Below are 18,753 nucleotides of genomic sequence, written 5' to 3'. Positions count from 1 at the left end.
CTTATGATCTAAAAAATGAAATTTAGTAATAATATAGTTGGTTGTTCAAATATTGAACAACTAGGTAGGGGGTATTTAGCAGGATACGGAGGTAGCCCTCCATAGCTAGGGGTATAAAAAAAGCAGGAAGTAAATCCTGCCTTAATATTTAATTGTCAATTACAACTACGTCAAATTCTTTACACTTTCTCTTTTCTTGGAGAATCTCTGCCAAATCATATCGACTTGTCTTCTGCCATATGTCTAAACCTCGACCAAGGATAATTTTCCAGCCGTTGTTACAAACAATACTACGATCGTGTGCTGTTTCACTCATCTCAAAAGTAAATTCGACTCCGATATCTTCTAAAGATAACTGCATCTCACGAAATGAAGCTATCGCATTATCGATGTACTCTGGAACATTAGAAGTGATCAGATGAATTTTGATCATATCTTCAGATTCATTCTTCTTTAAGATTAATGCACATAATTCCATGAAATTACGAAACTGATGTGGCATACGAATGAATGGATCTTGAATTGTAAATTCATTTGCACCTTCTAAATAATATCCAAATAATCGATCATAAGTAATATTAGTCTGATTGTCTCGAATAGATTTACTAAAACCAGTTAATGGAATAACTTGTTTCGCTTCTTCAACAGAATTGATATTCGTATTAATTATTTCAATCTCAGGTTCTATTTTCTGATTATTATTTTTTTCGTCATCACTATCTAATCTAAAATCTCCAAATTCTAATTCTTCAAGTGTGTCAACTTTAAATACAGTTCCAGTTTCGTTATCGAGATATTCAAATTTAACAATCTCATCGTTAAAAGTTTCATCCATTTTCTGGAGTTGAAGTTTAACTCGTTTCCTTCCTTCAATTGCGAAATCTAAGATTCGTTTACATTCTTCCTTCGTAAAATTACCATCTGGAAAAAGGATTTTTACCAAACCTGAAAATGTTTTTTCAATTCCTGTTTTATCTCGAGTGGTAATGGTATCAGATAATCTAAAATATTGTTGATAGGCTTTACTATAATCTTTTTTACGTAAATGTTTTAGAACCTCTGCTAAATAATCTACAATGAATCCGAAATCATGTGTAAACAATTCGTTACGTAGCTTTGAAACTTCCCATCCCGGTAGATACAAATGAATACGGTCTAAGAATGCAGTATCATAATATTCTTTTGGTAATGCCTCGAAAAGGTTACTATGTTTTTCCATGTACTGAACCGAATGATTCGTGTTACCTACGAAAACCATAGATGCTTCAGCTTGGTAAACATTCGTACCACGCGAAAACGATTTATTCGCCATATAGTTTTTAAGGATGTCCACTAATCCTCGATCGATGGTTTTACCTTTTCCTGCAAATTCATCATAAGCAACCACATCCCAATAACCTACTAAACCAATATCTCCAGTTGAATTATTTACGAAGAGTTTTGCTTTGGAAACTTCACCACCAGAAATTAAGATACCATGTGGTGATAATTCACTGTAAATATGTGACTTACCTGTACCCTTTGGTCCAAGTTCGATCAGATTAAAGTTATTCTCACAAAATGGAATTAAACGAGATAGTTGAATTAATTTGCTACGTTCAGAGAATTCTTCAAAGTTTAAACCGATTGATTGCATCAACAAATTGATCCATTCGTCTGTAGCCATCTTATTCCTAAGCTCGAAGTATTCTTCTAAATCAACACGAACAATCTGGATCGGTTTTACAGCCTCTATAACCCAAGGTAAAGTTTTCTTTTCCTCTACGAATTCATAACCCAATGTAGTTAATGCCCATACTCCTTCAGATAATAGTTTTGGATGTTGCTTAATGAATGCATCATTGATAGGAATCTTCTTCAATCCTAAATTAGCAAACTGAGCTTCGTATCGATCCGCACTATCATTTAACTTTACAGAAATCTTATCAATGATTCGGTGATTACCTTTTTCTCTAATCTTTGATTTGATTTCTTCAGCTTCGTCACGGTGTACGAAATGTTGTTCAATAATGGTTTTTACCTTACCAATTCCATCAACTATCGTATCTTCATTATCTGTAGCACAGTATTGTCCCAACAAATATTCTAACACATACGTTGGTACAATGGCATTACCTTTTATTTTTGAAGTTAAATCCTTTCGAACTACTTTTCCTTCAAATATCTGGTTTATTTTCTCATCAAGTGGTTTCATAGCTAAAAGTCAAAATCGTTTTCCATTGAAATATTTAAATTGTAATGAAGCTCTAATAAGTTTACCCATGTATTGCTTCCTTCCACATCCGTATCTACTTTTAAATATACATTATTTGATCGGTAAATTTTAGACATGATCGTTAATTGAATCACTTTTTCTCGATCCTCTGCACGTTCTGATGTAAAATCGAAATTATAGGTAAATACATCACTGATTAATTCATCGGAACCATCAACTCTATTCACAAAATACACTTTTACATTTCGCTCTCTTACGTTTGCAGTTACTGGTTCTTCTTGGTATAATTTTACGGTATGTATATTCGTAGTGATGCGATTATTTCCTTTGTTCAATACATCAATCGAAACTGTTTTTATTGTATCTGTACGCTTTTTAGAAATCGCTACAATTGGTATTACAACTTCTTGTAATGTGTGTCCACCGTGTACAAAACGACTACCAGCACCACGTACTCGCATTCTATTGGAACCGTTTGGAATCAACACATCAAAATCACCCTTTAATTTTAATTGATCAGAATGATACGAAGTTAATGCTGAATTTCCTTTGATTCCTTTTCCAAGAATAAAGCGACGATTGACTTTGAATGCATCTCCTTCGAAAGTATCTTGTACAAAATCCATTTCGTTAAGCTCCTGATCTTGGTAAATAAACCCATGATCCGCAGTCACCAAAATATGATTTAAATTGAAGTTCGTTAGCGAACGAACCAAACCTATGATAAATTTGATTTCGTCTTCTACCGCTTCGATTACTTTTACCTCCGATGTTTTATCATCTCCAATTTTATCAATACGATTATGATAAATGTAGATGACATCATGGTCTTGTACTAAACGGATCGCTTGTTCACTTTTGGTTTTATATGTACTTACATCCTCGGCTGAAATTGCTTCAGCTCGTACACCACCAATTGTATTTAAAACCTTTTTACGTGGTTCTAATCCTAAAGTAGATAAACCATTAATTAAAGCACTACCATCTTCTTTGATCTCAATTTCTTGGTGTGGCAATAGGCTTGCCATCCCCAATTGTGTATAAGAAGGTAGATTTGCGATTTGGAAATCTAATGTCGCATCAAAACGGTTTTCTTTGTTGATGCGCTCCATTAATTCCTGCCCAATTTCGTAGCGGAATGCATCCGATATGATTACTGCAACTTTTGTGTTACGATCGATGTAACGCCTTTTTACATTTCGTTTAAAGAAATTTTGAATCGATTGATCGCCCACATACCATTCTTGGGTTTTGTTGATTAACGATTGCCAGTTTTCCGACAATTTGAACATCCAAGAATTAGAATACCATTTATGGACTTCCTCGTATAAAATACGGAATCCATTGTTGTTGGTTAATCGGTAATGGAACATAAATTTACGGTAATACATATCCGCTTTATACCCTTCTTTGGTATAAAATGCAAACCCATCTTCATAAGATGAGAACGACGGAATTGCTACCGATTGTAAGAAATCTTGTAAACGTGAAGCGTAACGTAAGGTTTCGTAAAAATCTTGGTATTCTTTGTACCATCTGCTCGCTTCTCTGTCTTTACTTATTTTTTCGAATGTTTCAGCAGTAATGGACTGATTCAAGATAAGATCTCGTAAATCGCGAATAACACGTTGATCTACTTCTCTAAATACATCATCAAATAATAACGCTTCAGATGAAGTTTCATCAATTTTATCCACTACATTAATGTCAGAAGCAATACGATCTGCTAAAATATCTAAAACAGGTTTAAAGGAACTGATATCTTTCCATTTCTGGTACAACACCATTGCATTGCGACTGATTTTCTTACGGTTCTCAATAAACGAAGCATTCGCATAAAATACCTCTAATACAAAATCGTAAATCGTAGGTTCATCATGGATGTATTGGTATTGCTCTGCAACCAAATTCCAGAATACAGATTTTAATTGATAGCGTTCTAAATCTTTCGTTAGTTGAGCTTCTTTCTCTTCTACAAACGCTTTAACATAGCTTTGAATAAAATCATCTGTTGAAGTGGTCAACGTACCGAAAATGATTTGTAACAATTTTAGATCTAAAACTTCCGGAGTATCTGTCTTTTCTGCAAGTTCCAAAAACTTCTTTTTACGCTCTTTATTTTTAAAGTAAGCCGTACGTGTTTTTGCCCATTCTTTATACTGAATAGGTAAATCAAGTTCTTGCAACAACATCGATTCCTGATCGGTGTGAAATAATTGGTGCGATAATTCGATATCCAATAACCAATTGTCTTCGTTCTCCGGACGAACTGTTGGTATGTACAATAAAAACTGCTGTTGAGGTTCTACTTGTAACACACGGTATTTTACTGTAAACTCATTGCCATCGACACGAATGATCTCGATCGAAGGCAAGTTGGCTTGTTGTATTTCGTCTTCATACTCTTTCTCGGCATCGTACCAAACAATGATACGATGCTTCTGAAAAAGCTGAAGTAATGTTTCTTCTAATTTATTCATCGGATTTGTGTTGTATCGATCCAATCGAATTTTTTCACTTTATCTTTTGTTTTCTTATCGTTTAACCCAACAACTGGAGCGATCACATGACCAAATTTGTTGTAGTTGACTAAAACGCCTTCATCCAAATCGATTTCGATGCGTTCTCCAGCCATTTTAAACAATTCTACTTCGTAGGCTTTGCACTCATCGATTTGATTTTTTAGTTTATCGATTTCTTTGCGAGCTTTGGCTTGTTCTACAGCAGAACCAGTCACCACTACGGTTTCTAAATGTTGGATGTGGTTTTCTAATTTTCCTATGAATTCACGTAAATACCCATTTAAGATTTCACTTAAGGTATCTTTGGTGTAACGGTGCATGTAGATTAACACATTGAATGCTCCTTTTGGAGAACTGAACTGCCAATAAATTGGACGTTTTTTGTAACGCTTGATGTGATCTTTGTAAAAGTCTTTTACCAAATATTTGCGTAAATCTTTGCTTAGTGCGTTTTCGATGGTTGCTATATTTTCGTTATATGATGTTTCACCCCAAACTACTTTTACAAAATCTTTTACACGCGTTACAATATCATCGTAGAACCATTCGTCTTCTAAGATTGGAACAATATTATCGGCATCAGGTGTAAATTGTAATTGCTCTTCTGCCTTACCTACTTTGGCTAAAAAGTCTTGGAACGTTTCGCCTTGATTGGCTAAAATTAAACCTTCTTTGTCTAAAGCATAACGACCAAAAATACAACCCACAGCATACGAAATAAACTGAGCAATAATTTCTTTTTCTTTGAACACCAATTCTCCGTTGACTATTTCTGTTTCTTCTTTTAAGATGGTAATCTCCGCTAAAGGTACATCCGGAGTTAATTCATCTTGTAAACCATAGATTTCGATAAATTGACGGTTAAGCTCTTCTTCGTTATGGTGCAATTGGAAAAATTGCTCTTTCCAATAGTTTTTATATTGATTAAGAGAATCTAATAGATTTTCTGCTTTTAAACGAACTAATTCACTTTGTTGAAAATCCCAATTTGTTTCTTTAGAATCCCATTCATTTTTTGTTATAGTTATTGAGGAATTAGATAAACTTTCTATTTCAATTTTATTAGGTTCAAAATATATGTAAGGAATGCTTTTTATGTTTCCTACTTGATAGCTCATTGTAGGATTTAAAACAAATAAAGTCGAAACTGAAAATACACTATTCAATAATCCAATATCATATAATACGTTTTCAGAAAAACCTGACGAACCTTTAACATCAAATATAAATCCAACTGGTGAAAATCTACAAGCAAATTTTCCAGTTGCAACATCAGACCAAGTAATCGATTGTTTAAAATATAATTGCTTAGAAGGTAAATGATTACCTTGTTTACTTAATTTATCAAATGAATTTTTATCAAATTTAATTACATAATATTGATTACCATACCATTTTTTAAACCCACCTCCCTTATTATATGGAAACCACTTTTTACGAGAATTTAAAGCTTGATCAATATTATTAAAATTGTAGCCAATATTAGAATTTTCAATTTCAAACCATAATCTTAAAAATTCATCATTGTTTCCTGTAGCTAAACCTTGTTTGACTATGATATTATTATCTACAAGTTCATTTGTATTAAATTTTTCTATATAATTTTTAGTTATCCAATATGCTATTGGTGAACCTGAAATTTTATTAAATGAACATTGAACAGAATTATAAAAATATTCACGGTCATTAGTTTTTATAATTTCTAAACTTTTTTTACGTTTCAAATCTGATGAATCCAAATCTACTAATCTTAGATACACCCCATCATATTTTGGTTCAGTTTTAATGAATGTAAATGATGTATTTTGTACTACTTCACCTCCAATTTCTGGAAATGTTCTTGGACCTAAATGTAATAAGGTATCAAACTGAACACTATCTATTAACACTTTTCTTAATACTTCATATGAAGATAAAAACATCCAAGAATGTTGGTTAATCATACCTAAAAGACCTTTTTCATGTAAAGCAGACAAACCAGCTTCCATAAAACAAGCCATTAAATCAGCTTTCGATTTTGGGTAATTTTTCTTCACAAATTCTGCTAATGGTACATTCATATTACCACCACCCATATATGGAGGATTATCTACCACACAATGGTACTTTTGTGCTAATGGTAGTAACTGTTTCAGAGCTGAATTAAAACGTGTATACAAATCTTGGGAGAACAAATCCGCCGTTACTAATAACTCGGTTGTTTTCCTTTGTAATGATACTAAAGTATCTAAATCCGTATGCGGTTGCATCAAAGAACCAAAATTAGTTGCTTGTTCTATCAAACGAATGTCATAGGTAAGTGCATCTTTTTTGGTTACCTGTAATGCTGAGAAGATCGTTTGTAATTCATGTTCCGTAAACTTCTCGTCTTTGTAAGTTAAGATATTTGGAGCTACAGGTTTTCTAAAGAAACGACGGTAATATTGTCGTGCTTTCATCACAATAGCAAACGATGCTAACTGAGAGGCACGTTCGTCAATTTCAAAACCATGTAAATTGTTCGCGATGATTTTAGCAGGAATTTCTGAAGATTGGTATCCTTCTTCTTCGTAAATTTTTGCTAATAATTCAAACCCATACACCAAAATATGTCCACTACCACAAGCCTGATCCAATAGTTTTATTTCTTCTACGGAATTGATGCTTAAGAAATCAGAAGTATTTTCTGTTTCTATATAATAAGGCATGTGCTGTTTTAAAGAAGAATTGGGTTTGTTTAATAACCATAATTTACCTACAGTATTTTGCACCATATATTCTACAATCCAACGTGGTGTAAACAACTGAGTCGCCGCTGGAATATCTTCCTTCTTAACTTTACCTGTAGAAGCAAAAACTTCGTCTTTCTTTTCAGAAATATAAAACTGGTACAACCATCCGATGATTTCAACTTCTGTACAATCTTCTTTCGACATGCCTTTTACCACATCTGCTAAAATAGAGATGGGAGAAACCAAATCGTCTGGTAACAAAAGTTCCGTATAATCGTTGATTTTCTCAAATAAAAACGGAAACAAACTATGGTAATAGTTGCACGCTTCTACCAACACCATACGCATAATTTCGTTGTTTGGGTTACTAGAAACGGCTTTTCCATCCAATAAATCGTTGATTAACCCACGATCTAAATCAAACTCTTCCGGAATATTACCACCTTGGATCAATTCTACTACTTCTGCTAAAGAAGATTGAGAACCTTCTACAGGAGAAATAATGGAAACATTAAACGGTTGGAAAGCATTGGTATCCATAAAACGAATAGCCACCAAACGATTGAACCACATATAAGCAACTTTCTCTATTAAGGCTTGCTCGCCAATTTCAGATATTTCTGATTTTAATTTATTTAATGCTTTTTCTTTTCCACGAATACTGGCAGTATCTTCATTTAATACAAAATGTAGTTTTGCACCTACCTGTTCAATCAATTTAAGACGTGCTTGTTGAGCAAATGATTTTAGTTGTCCTGTATTCATGGCTATAATGTAATGTTTTTGTCTTGGTTAATTTGTTCAATCATTTTGTTCTTTAAAGCTTCAATGTAGGCTTCTACATCATCCGAATTTTCTAAACGAACTTTAGTAAACTTCACCAATTTTAAAACTTCGGTTTTATTGATAAAACTTTTTGGTTTTATAACAGGTTCATTTACTACTGGAGTTGAAGTACTTCCATTATCAGAAATAGTTGATTCTTCCGGATATGGTTGTGGATTGTTCTTTTCGATAAAATCAACAATCTTATTCATCGATTGTGTAAATAGATCTTCCAATGTTTTACGAGCCAATTGTAAAGATTCGATATAACGTTCTTTGGAGAACGCATTCAATTTATCACGGTAATCAATCAGAATCAAATCTTTTTGATTATCTTTCAATTGAGCAAAATAAGAATCCTGCTCCAAATTAGTCATCGTTTCTTGGTAAGCATGAATTGTTAATTGACGTTCTTTATCGATGATCTCAATTACTTCTTTCTGGATTTCCTCCATCAAAGTTTTCGCATCACGCATTTTGTTTTGTGCATACGGATTAGGATCTTCATAAAATGCTTTTAAACGATCAATCTTTTGTTGGTCAACAAATTTAAAATTGGATGTATTCCCGTTTAAATATTGTCGAACACTATCAAAAATATTCTTTTGCTCTCCAGACATGAATTCTTGAATCGCATCATAAATATCTTCTTTAAAATCTAACAGTTTATCCTCGTAGTTTTTAAGCTCTTCAAATAGTTTGTTTTGATCGTATTGATGTACTTTATCCAGATCATCCTTAAAAGAATTTAAAATACTTAAGAAAGGATAGGTTGAAGTTTGGTTAATATAACCTTTTACTGCAATCAACTCTTCACTTAATTTCTGTTTGAAGTTCTGTGCAATGGTACGTGGATCAATACCTACATTAGATTCGTTAAATAAATCGTTATGTAATGTTTTTAACTCCGTTAGTTTACGTGGATCAATTTCTACTTGAATTTCTACAGTCGTTGAGTTCCAAGTAGTATTGTTATCTAAACTTTTTAAGAATGCCTTATCATCTAAAATGGTATAATCTTTCTTCGCTTCAATTTTCCCACGTTTAAACAATGATGCAACTATACAGAAAGTTGCCATAGGCTTCCACCCATAAGGCTTCATCTGAAATTTATCACGCAAGCTAGTAAGTGTTGTTAATTCTTGTCCCTGCTTTCTACGTTCCAAATATAATAATACACGTTTCTCGGCATCGTTTAATGATGTGTCATCATCTCCAAATAATTCTACTGACGATCGGTTCATGATTACCGCTAATTGGTTCTCATCATAATTAGCTGTACCAATTAATTTAAGATCAGAGTACGCAACTTCCACTAAGATTTGGAATGCGTCAAGTATTTTAGTTTTTGGATCGTTAGAGGTTGAACCAAAATAAGCTTGTCCATTTAAATAAAATGTAGATCTTGGGATTAATTGCTCTAATAAACGAATAACACCAGCTTTACGCTCTGTTAATTGATTTCCTTTATCCATCAGAATTCGGCGGACTGATTCACTTGACGCATTCGTATTGGCTTTACGAATATAAGATTCCGTTTTATTAATCATTCGAATCTCATTCAACAATCGTTTATCTTCTGGAAGTTTGATAAATAGTAAACCATTCTCCGCAACCGTATTCCCCGTAAAATAATTATCTTGGTCGTATTGAGTAAAATCTGGTGAAATAATATGAATTTTAATTTCGCGTTCTCTGTTATTCATTAACGCCCCATCCACATAACGAGAATATTCAAACTCTTGTTTATTTAAATGATATTTCAATTTAGAATCTTTTATGATTCCATCAAAAACATATTCATTAATACTTTTAGCAATGGCTAACGGATCTAATTCTGTTGACTTAATTTCTTCCTCAACATCCTTTTCTTCATCTGTTAAATACTCATAAAAATCACCCTTGCGTTGGATGTATGATTGCTCTTCTAATAGCGTTAAAGCTTGTTCTACCTCAGTTGTATATTTAGACAAATCAACTGTAGCGTCATCCAAAAGTAAAACCATTACATCGCGTAGTGTTACCTTAAAACTATCGTAGTATTTCACTAAGAATAAAGCTTTCAATATGCGGATTGCAAGCGGATTATGCTTTAATTGATTATTGGCTAATAAAATAGAATTGTACGCATTTGATATTAAAGCTGTCTCTAATCCATTAAATAATTGATCAAATGAAACCAAATGATTAATTGATGTAGATTCCAGAATATATTTTAATACCTCTTGGAAAACTCCTAGCATAGAACGTTCACCTACTGAAGCATTTTGCCCTTGAAAAACATTGTGCTTTGATAAGAATTTGATACATTGTTGAAATAAATCGAATTGATAAGGAACGAATGGAAATTTATTGACAAAATCTTCGGAATCGTCATATCCAACGAACTGTACACCATGTTCTGAAAAACTCAAAAGTGTCTTTAAGTTTTGATGTTCTTTGGAATAGAAATCTGATAGTTGTACTTTTCCAGTATCACTTTTTTCTAATAAACGCTTCTCAATTACTTCATCAACATTTGATGAGGTTAAAGGAATTTTAATCGCGAAACGACCTTGGATCTTCGAGAAATCTTGATTTTGTTTAATCGTTTCATCTCCAATTACGGCTTCTAAATCTTGTTGAGAAGTTACGATAACCCAAGATCTTCCATTACATTTAGTATCTAATGATTCTGTAATCGTTTGAAGATTTAACATCAAACTTACATTATCTGCAATGTACTGCCCTACCTCATCAACAAAGAAATTTAATCTAAAGTTTTTTCCTTTTTCGTTGATGTATTTCTGTACTCTATCTGCGAAATCTTCTATAGAAAATTTAAGTTGGTTTTCTAATTTATCTAAATACCCTTCAAATTGATCTTCTGGTTTGTTAAATGCTTTCGCACATGCAATAGCAATTGCTTCTTCCACCAAAGGATGCGAATATTTATTTCTAGAATCAATCCATGATTTACCGAATTCATTTTCAAACTCCAGCTTAAATTGTTCATAGACACCCTCATCTACTAAGAATGATTCCATCTCCGCAACGTGAGGTGCAAAACCAAAAAAGCCTTGGTGATCATAAAACACTTTATAGAACACTTGAAGAATAGCATCATTATCTTTCTTAGATGTAATCTGTGCGTGTTGATCAATATTAAAAAGGATACTCTCCGATTGATATTTAGATAAAGATGTTTCAATATCAGCTTTTAACTTAGGATCATCTACAATTTTATTTGCGAAAATTTGTCCAAGTGCTTCACCATTTTCAATTTTATTTTCCAGAACATAACTTAAAATTTTCAGCAAATGGGATTTACCAGAACCAAAGAAACCACTGATCCAAACTCCATTTGTTGTAGCTTGATCATTATAGGATTCGAAGAAGTTGGTAATACGTTTTTGGATTTCGTTCGTGACAACGTATTCTTTTACCTCTGTATATATATGTTCTTTGTCGTCAGCTTTTACAACAGTTTCTATTGGTCTGCTGTAATCATCTTTAAAAAGCTGTTTAAAGTTACTCATGAATGAATTTTTTATGTTTAAGTATGTTGTTTGCTCTATAATAATTGTCGTCGATTAGTTCTCCAAATAAGTTTAATGATTGCCCAGTATAAGCTCCGGGATAAAAGATTAAAACAGGTTTGGTTTTAATGGCACTTTGCAAATTATTCAATATTGTATGTGAACGCATGAAAGGATATAAACTACCAACATTCTTTAAGATTAGAAGGTTGTAATCGTTAGATTCTAGGCATTCTTTTATTTTTGGTATGAATATATCGTGTATGTTTAAAGTAGCCTGTAAAGCTCTTTTAAACTGTTCTTTAGATTTTCTTTTTTCAAGTTTCTCAATTTGTTCCACAGTAAAATCTTCAAATATAATTTCTGAAGCTAATTGGAATAAATCTATTACCAATGCTTGAATAGAGTTAGTCTTTAATTTCTTTCTCAGATTTTCAATCTGCTTCTCGTACTCATTGTGTAACTTTACTTCGTATGGTGCGATCCAAAAAGGTATTTCACCATTAAGAGCTTCCATCTTAAGAAACCCTTCAGAAGAAGTTATTTTGAATATGGTATCAAAATCTTGTTTAATTTGTAATTCGTCTATCATTTTACTGTAATAGGTATTTTAAATCATCCGCACTTAATAGACCTTGTATTGAAAAGTCCAAAAATGGTTTAATGATCGTTCTGTTTTTTTGATCATCTAATAATCCCGCTTGTGTCAAAATTCTAAACGTAACTTGTTTCACTTTATCTTTAGTAGATTGAGCTAACTGTTCAATTTTAGCATTTTGATCCGCTTTATCATTGAAAAATTTTTGGTAATCGTAATCTGTAACATTGAAATCAAAAATCGATAATTTGTCTATCAAAATATCATCAATAAATTCTCGGAATATTCGATAAGATCTAATGCAGGAAAGGTAACAAATTAATTTCTTATTTTCCATTGTTGTTTCTGAAAGAAAAAGTCGTTCTACTTCTGATAAACTATTTATTCTAATTTTGATCTCAGCAAATTCACGTTTACTTGTTTTTAATCGATCCTTACCTAATACCTCTAATTGGAACTTATCAATAGACACTTCATTATCCAATAACCACTGATTAACCAGAATCATTTCATCTAACAATAAAGCTCCGGCGGTTAACGAGAATTTGTAGTCTTTACTATACTTTCCCATTATTGTATTTATATTCTTCAACACTTACTAATAACTCATCTACTTCAACCGAAAGAATACTGGCAATCTTGTACAAAGTTTCAATTGATGGTTGGTGACGATTACTTACGTAACCATTAACCATATTATAACTTTTGCCTAACTGGTCTGCTAGCCAAGTCTGTTTTATACCTTTCTTATCTATAATTTCCTTGATCCTATTCATTTAGAATTTTTAATCGAACGAGGTAAAAATAGTGAATTATATGAGATAATTTTTAACAAAATTTATATTATTTAATAAGTTCAAATATGCTGATTATACTTTAATAAAGAAACCCACATTCCAATTACAGAAGGTGGGTTTATATATAGTCATTCCTATATTAATACTTATAGATTTTTGAATTTAGATTTTTAGTTGCATAGTAGAAATTTCGGACTTGATCGAGTGATGTTGTTTTTACATAAAGACTAAATGCATCTCCGGTATCATGTTCATGAGTCAATGCTTTGACTATATCATGGTTTACTCCATAATTTACTAAGTTTGTAATAAACGTAGATCGCATTTCGTGGCTACTTATATAATCCGAAATCAACTCTTCTGTACTTTCTTTTTGGAGACCAAATACATTATACTCCAAGTTGAATTTATCCTTAATTTTTAAAGCTTTCAAAAGCTTTCTAATTCCATCGTTTATATATGCTAATGAATAGATATGTGGAAAACTATTACCGTTTCTTAAATAGATATCCATGGCTGGCTTAAAAACTGGTGAAAATGTATCATCGTTAGTTTTCCTCGCAATGTTTCTAGCAATTGGCAATTCTTTACCATCTATATTAATAAATGTTATTTTATGATTTTTCAATTCCTTTATACTTTGATATCTCATCCCAGTTGTTGCTCCAAGTATTATATAATCTTTTGCGTTCTGCAATAATTTTGATTTTGGCTGGTACTCTAGAATTTTAACTAAAATATCCTCATTTATATAAAACTTTTTCTTTTTACCAGCGTTTTTGATTTTAATCTTTGGAGATTTAAAATTGATATTATTTCTTAAACCTTCACCTGAAGCTTTATTAACAAGTGATAAAAAAGAATCAGACAAATTATCAATAGATTGTTTAGCGTATCCCTCTTCGCTAAATGTTGGTTTTTTGTTTTTAAGATTATTAGATTTAAGATTTATTCTACCAGTTTTGATCTTGTTGGTAACGTGTTGAAACTCCACAATTACCTCCTCATCTAGTTCTGAAAAAATAAATTTCCTCTTTTTATACTGTTCATAGTTTAACCAATGCTTATACGTTTTGATATAACTTTTAATAGTCTCGATTCCAACAATGGGCGTATTATTATCAAACTGAAACTTACAATCATTAATATAGTAGTCTATAAACTCCGAAACCACATTCTTATTGATTTTCTCCTTTACTTCTTGATTCTTAAATTTTGTAGGTGATAATATTCCTTTGCCGACTCTTAATTCATCTAATTTGATTCTGAAGTCTTCCGCAGATGGTAATTTTCCCAAATTTTGAAAATACAGAATTGACTCTTGTACACATGATTCAAATATTGCTATACAAGTCTTAAGTTTAGAGGCATTAGGTTTACGAGATTTATTAAGGAAATCCCTATTATAAACATAGTTGCCTATTAATTTATTCGTTTTTGGATCTAGTTTGCCTTTAACTCCAAACTCTTCTGGTCTTATAGAAATACCCAACCCAATTTTTAAACGCTTATCTTCATTAAAGATATTTGCGATAATAACCTGTACACTACTTTCCTTTCCTTCAATCTTATTTTTTAATAAATACGTAATCATATAACATTTCTAACAATACTACCGGATAATTTTTTTAATTCCAAAATCATGAAAGAAAAAAAAGGGGAACCCAAAGGGGGAACCCATCTTGTGATGATATATGATAAATAATGATGACTTATGTTAATAACTGATGACAAATAACTCTCTATAGATAATTAATTTTCAGATAGTTACGCCTTATTTAATAGTGAATCAATAATTTATGGAATAAATAGAAATGGATCTTGTAAATTCCTTAATTTGTTTAACGTACTTATATCTTGAGGTTCGTTTCCAATTGTTAAATATAGGTGCTCCAGATTAATTAATTTGTCAATATTTTTAGGAAGAACATAATTTTGATAATCATTTTCATCATAAATACTATACCAATCAATATTGTATTCTAAGTTTTTTAGATTATTTAATTTAGCAAAGTCAAAACTAGAAAGATCGGACTGATGATCAGTAGTTAGTAATATTTTAATAGTTTCAAGTTGGGTAAGATTATTGATAATTTCTTTGTTATAAATACTGAGAGATGCGCCAGCTGTGTTAGAATAACTATTACCCATCCCAATTTCTCTCAATGATTTTATATCTACTAATTCATTGTTTAGGTATACGTTTACAAAATTCGAATAAAATATTGATTTTAAATTCTGAAGATTTGTTATAGTAGCCGGAAGTTTTGGAATTATATTATTATTTAAACTTAAACTTTCTAATGAAGTTAGGTTTCCTAAAGAATTTGGTAAATAAGTATAATCACCTTTAAGATAAAGCGACTTTAAATTTTTTAAGTTATCAAAATAATTTTGACTATAATCTCCCGCAATATCCAGTCTTAATGACTCTATATTAGAATTAAATATAAATTTATCTGAATAGACAAACCCATTGAAAATTTCCAACTTTTTAAGGGACTTAAAGTTTGGAATCTCAATTTTCTGATCTCCATACCTCGAATTAAACTGACTCAAACTTAATTCTTTCAAATGAACCAAATTATCTGCATTCTTTATATTGTTCGTAATTAAAGATAACAAGTATTTACTAGTATTGTTAGTAGCATCCGTAAATTTTAATACTTCGAGATCAACTAAATTAGATAATTTATCAAAATCTATAATGTAATTCAATCTTTGAGTCAAATTTACTTTTCTATCTTTAGACAATGATACTTCTTTTAATTTTTCTAATTTGTTTAATTCTATACTCAAATCTATATCACCGGATAAAAGAAATGAATTAAAGTTATTTGTAAATGAATGACTTTCAGGTAGATTTATTTTTGTTACACGGTTTACTCCTTCAAATTCTTCTGTTGTAATACCATAAATAAGATTAAGAGGTGAATTAAAATAGCCTTCCTCATAACGACCCAGTTTTTTGTAAAGTTCTTTTATTGCTTCCTTATCTGTTTGTGAATCTATTTGCGCAAAACCATTCGAAATAATAAATAGAGTAAAAACGAGTAAAATTTTTTTCATAAGTAATATTGTGTTCTTGATAGAACAAATATAATTTAAAGAATTGAAAGTATTTAGTAAATTTGGGTAGTAATAAAACACAAACAAAATGGAATATAATTATAACAATCTTATTGTTGAAGTAGAAAATAAAATTGCTTTAGTGACTTTAAACCGTCCTCAAGCGTTGAATGCCCTGAATAAAGATTTGTTAGATGACATTTCAAACTTCTTAACAGATGCTGATTTTGATTCGAATATTCGAGTGGTCATCTTAACAGGTGCCGGAGAAAAATCTTTTGTTGCAGGTGCAGATATCAAGGAATTTGCAGACTTTGATGGCCGCCAGGGAGAACAATTGGCTGCTAAAGGCCAAGAAAATGTCTTTGATAAAATTGAAGATTTCAAAAAACCTGTTATTGCGGCTATTAATGGTTTTGCATTGGGAGGAGGATTAGAGTTGGCAATGGCATCTCATTTCCGTATTGCTTCTACGAATGCTAAATTAGGTTTGCCGGAAGTTACATTAGGATTGATCCCGGGATATGGAGGAACGCAGCGTTTACCAAAATTGATAGGCAAAGGTCGAGCGATGCAGGCAATTATGACAGCAGATATGTTTACAGCAGAGCGTGCTTATGAAATAGGTTTGGTAAATGAAGTGGTAGAGCAATCAGAATTGATTAACCGGGCAAAAGAAATCGCTTCTAAAATTTCTAAAAATTCATCTGTTGCAATTCGTCACGCAATCAAAGCGATTAATGCATCAGACAGAGACAATGGCTTTGAGATTGAAATTGAAAGTTTTGGAAATTTATTCGATGAAGAAGATTTCAGAGAAGGAACTACTGCTTTTGTGGAGAAAAGAAAACCGAACTTTAAGTAATTGGTCTTAAAAATAAATGTTTATAAAAAGCTTCAGGATATCTTGAAGCTTTTTAATTTTACAGTATGAAAAAAATGTTTTTTGGATTCATTTTAATGATGAGTTCTGTTGTGTTTTCGCAAGAAATTTATCAAGTTATAGCTCCGGAAGGGTTAACCGTTAGAACAAGTCCGAACGGAAAAAGAGTAGGAAAAATTCCGTATGGCTACCCTGTAAAAATAAAAGAAAAAGGAGAAGCTTTTTCTATTTTAGATAATGGGAAAGCAAAAAATGGAAATTGGATGAAGTTAGATGTAAATTCATCAAAATTAGTTCTTGACGAAGGGATTAATGATTCTATTTTACAAAACGATTTGTACTCGTTCAGCGGTTATCTGATTACGCAGCAAAATTTTATCAATCAATTCGAAAAAGAAATTTCTACACATCCTGCTTTTAACGAATTCTATTTGGCGACAGCTTACAAATGTTTTGCGATAAAAGGTGATTTTTTTGGTGATGGAGTAGTTGATTATCTATACAGAATGATTGATACAAAGGGAAATGTCCGTTTGTTTATTGTAAATAATCAGAAAAAAGGAAGTCAGATTTATGGTCTGGGAGGAGCGAAAGATCCGTTTAAAATTACAAATTATGATTTCGGAACCTTGATGATGATCCCAAAAGGAACACCTCTTTATTCGAATTATAAAGATGGAGTAAAACGAAATTTAAATGGTGTTTCTAAAAATGAAATTGTAACTTTAGACTATGATGCGATTTATGTGCATCAGGATAATGCAAAAGAAGGTGGTTTTATTTACCGAAAAGACGGTAAATGGAACTGGCTCAACCAAAAATAACCAAAATTAATCTATGAAAAAAAGTTTGTTCTTGTGTTTTATCGTCTTTTCTTCTTATGTCTTCTCACAAACAGATTATTATGTGACAGCTCCGAGTGGTTTAATCGTCAGAGATAAACCAAATGGAAAACGAATAGGAAAAATTCCATATGGATCTTCTGTAAAAGTAGAAAATAAATTGGCACCTTATTCAGTTGTGGATAATGGAAAAAATATTGAAGGGAATTGGGTGAAAATTGCAGGAAATAATTTTCAAGTGCTTGTAGATGATGATTTAACTTTTCCGATTGATACAAATAAATATTATGCTTTTGACGGTTTTTTAACTTCAAAGGAGGAATTTATTCATCAAAATGAAAGAATAATCGCGAAATACCCAGCGCTTAAAGATTACTATTTAGCAACTTCTTTTGATGTTTTTGCGATAAAGGGTGATTTTTTTGGAGATACGATAGAAGATGATTTATTCCGAATGATAGATCCAAAAGGGAATGTTAGAATCATGATTCTTAATCATCAAAAAAATGGAAGTCAGATTTATGGATTAGGAGGAACAAAAGATCCTTTTGAAATCGAAGATTATAGTTTGCCTATTTTATATAAAGTTTCAAAAGGAACACCACTTTGGTCAAATTATGAAGAGGATTTCAGAGCATTTAAAGATGTTCCGAAAAATGAAATTGTCAAATTAAATTATGATGCGTTTTACATCCATGAATCGGAAGCTTGCGGAGGAGGATTTATCTTCTGGAAGAATAATAAATGGAATTGGTTACAACAAGAATAATGAA

General features: G+C 31.7%; 12 protein-coding genes. 3 read left to right on the top strand and 9 right to left on the bottom strand.

Annotation, left to right across the window (positions count from 1 at the left end):
* Nucleotides 1–148 precede the first annotated feature (148 nt).
* The 9 genes from brxL to H277_RS0106140 form a co-directional block, all read right to left on the bottom strand.
* Nucleotides 149–2,194, bottom strand: coding sequence for a BREX system Lon protease-like protein BrxL (brxL, locus tag H277_RS0106180; RefSeq protein WP_019974721.1), 2,046 nt, complete (start codon nt 2,192–2,194; stop codon nt 149–151).
* A 2-nt stretch (nt 2,195–2,196) separates the two neighbouring features.
* Nucleotides 2,197–4,695 carry a BREX-1 system phosphatase PglZ type A gene (gene pglZ / locus H277_RS0106175; protein ID WP_019974720.1) on the bottom strand — a complete coding sequence of 833 codons (2,499 nt, stop codon included), beginning with the start codon at nt 4,693–4,695 and terminating at the stop codon, nt 2,197–2,199.
* On the bottom strand, nt 4,692–8,213 hold the full coding sequence (gene pglX, locus H277_RS0106170; protein ID WP_019974719.1) for a BREX-1 system adenine-specific DNA-methyltransferase PglX: 3,522 nt from the start codon (nt 8,211–8,213) through the stop codon (nt 4,692–4,694). The genes pglZ and pglX overlap by 4 nt, the downstream gene beginning before the upstream one ends.
* A 2-nt stretch (nt 8,214–8,215) precedes the next feature.
* A complete protein-coding gene (brxC, locus tag H277_RS18720) occupies nt 8,216–11,791 on the bottom strand; it encodes a BREX system P-loop protein BrxC (RefSeq protein ID WP_019974718.1) in 3,576 nt (1,191 codons plus the stop codon).
* Nucleotides 11,784–12,383: a DUF1788 domain-containing protein gene (locus H277_RS0106160; RefSeq protein ID WP_019974717.1), complete on the bottom strand. Its 600-nt coding sequence runs from the start codon at nt 12,381–12,383 to the stop codon at nt 11,784–11,786. Before H277_RS0106160 ends, brxC begins: the two co-directional genes overlap by 8 nt.
* Before the next feature lies 1 nt (nt 12,384).
* The gene (locus tag H277_RS0106155) at nt 12,385–12,960 is read right to left on the bottom strand and encodes a DUF1819 family protein (RefSeq protein ID WP_019974716.1); all 576 of its coding nucleotides are present in this window, start codon (nt 12,958–12,960) and stop codon (nt 12,385–12,387) included.
* Complete coding sequence (locus H277_RS0106150) at nt 12,947–13,165, bottom strand: helix-turn-helix domain-containing protein (RefSeq protein WP_019974715.1); 219 nt, start codon at nt 13,163–13,165, stop codon at nt 12,947–12,949. Before H277_RS0106150 ends, H277_RS0106155 begins: the two co-directional genes overlap by 14 nt.
* A gap of 160 nt (nt 13,166–13,325) precedes the next feature.
* Complete coding sequence (locus H277_RS0106145) at nt 13,326–14,780, bottom strand: site-specific integrase (protein WP_019974714.1); 1,455 nt, start codon at nt 14,778–14,780, stop codon at nt 13,326–13,328.
* Nucleotides 14,781–14,983: 203 nt separating this feature from the next.
* Entirely contained in the window at nt 14,984–16,255 is a 1,272-nt protein-coding gene (locus H277_RS0106140) for a leucine-rich repeat domain-containing protein (protein WP_019974713.1), read from the bottom strand.
* Nucleotides 16,256–16,343: 88 nt separating this feature from the next.
* Here H277_RS0106140 and H277_RS0106135 point away from each other — a divergent pair, with 88 nt between their 5' ends.
* From H277_RS0106135 to H277_RS0106125, 3 genes are all read left to right on the top strand, one after another.
* A complete protein-coding gene (locus tag H277_RS0106135) occupies nt 16,344–17,120 on the top strand; it encodes an enoyl-CoA hydratase/isomerase family protein (RefSeq protein ID WP_019974712.1) in 777 nt (258 codons plus the stop codon).
* A 65-nt stretch (nt 17,121–17,185) separates the two neighbouring features.
* The gene (locus tag H277_RS0106130; RefSeq protein ID WP_019974711.1) at nt 17,186–17,962 is read left to right on the top strand and encodes a hypothetical protein; all 777 of its coding nucleotides are present in this window, start codon (nt 17,186–17,188) and stop codon (nt 17,960–17,962) included.
* Nucleotides 17,963–17,975: 13 nt separating this feature from the next.
* On the top strand, nt 17,976–18,749 hold the full coding sequence (locus H277_RS0106125; RefSeq protein ID WP_026357442.1) for an SH3 domain-containing protein: 774 nt from the start codon (nt 17,976–17,978) through the stop codon (nt 18,747–18,749).
* Nucleotides 18,750–18,753 lie beyond the last annotated feature (4 nt).

Source organism: Empedobacter brevis NBRC 14943 = ATCC 43319, from assembly GCF_000382425.1.
GTDB classification, from domain to species: domain Bacteria; phylum Bacteroidota; class Bacteroidia; order Flavobacteriales; family Weeksellaceae; genus Empedobacter; species Empedobacter brevis.
This window is presented reverse-complemented; position numbering and strand designations above follow the sequence as displayed.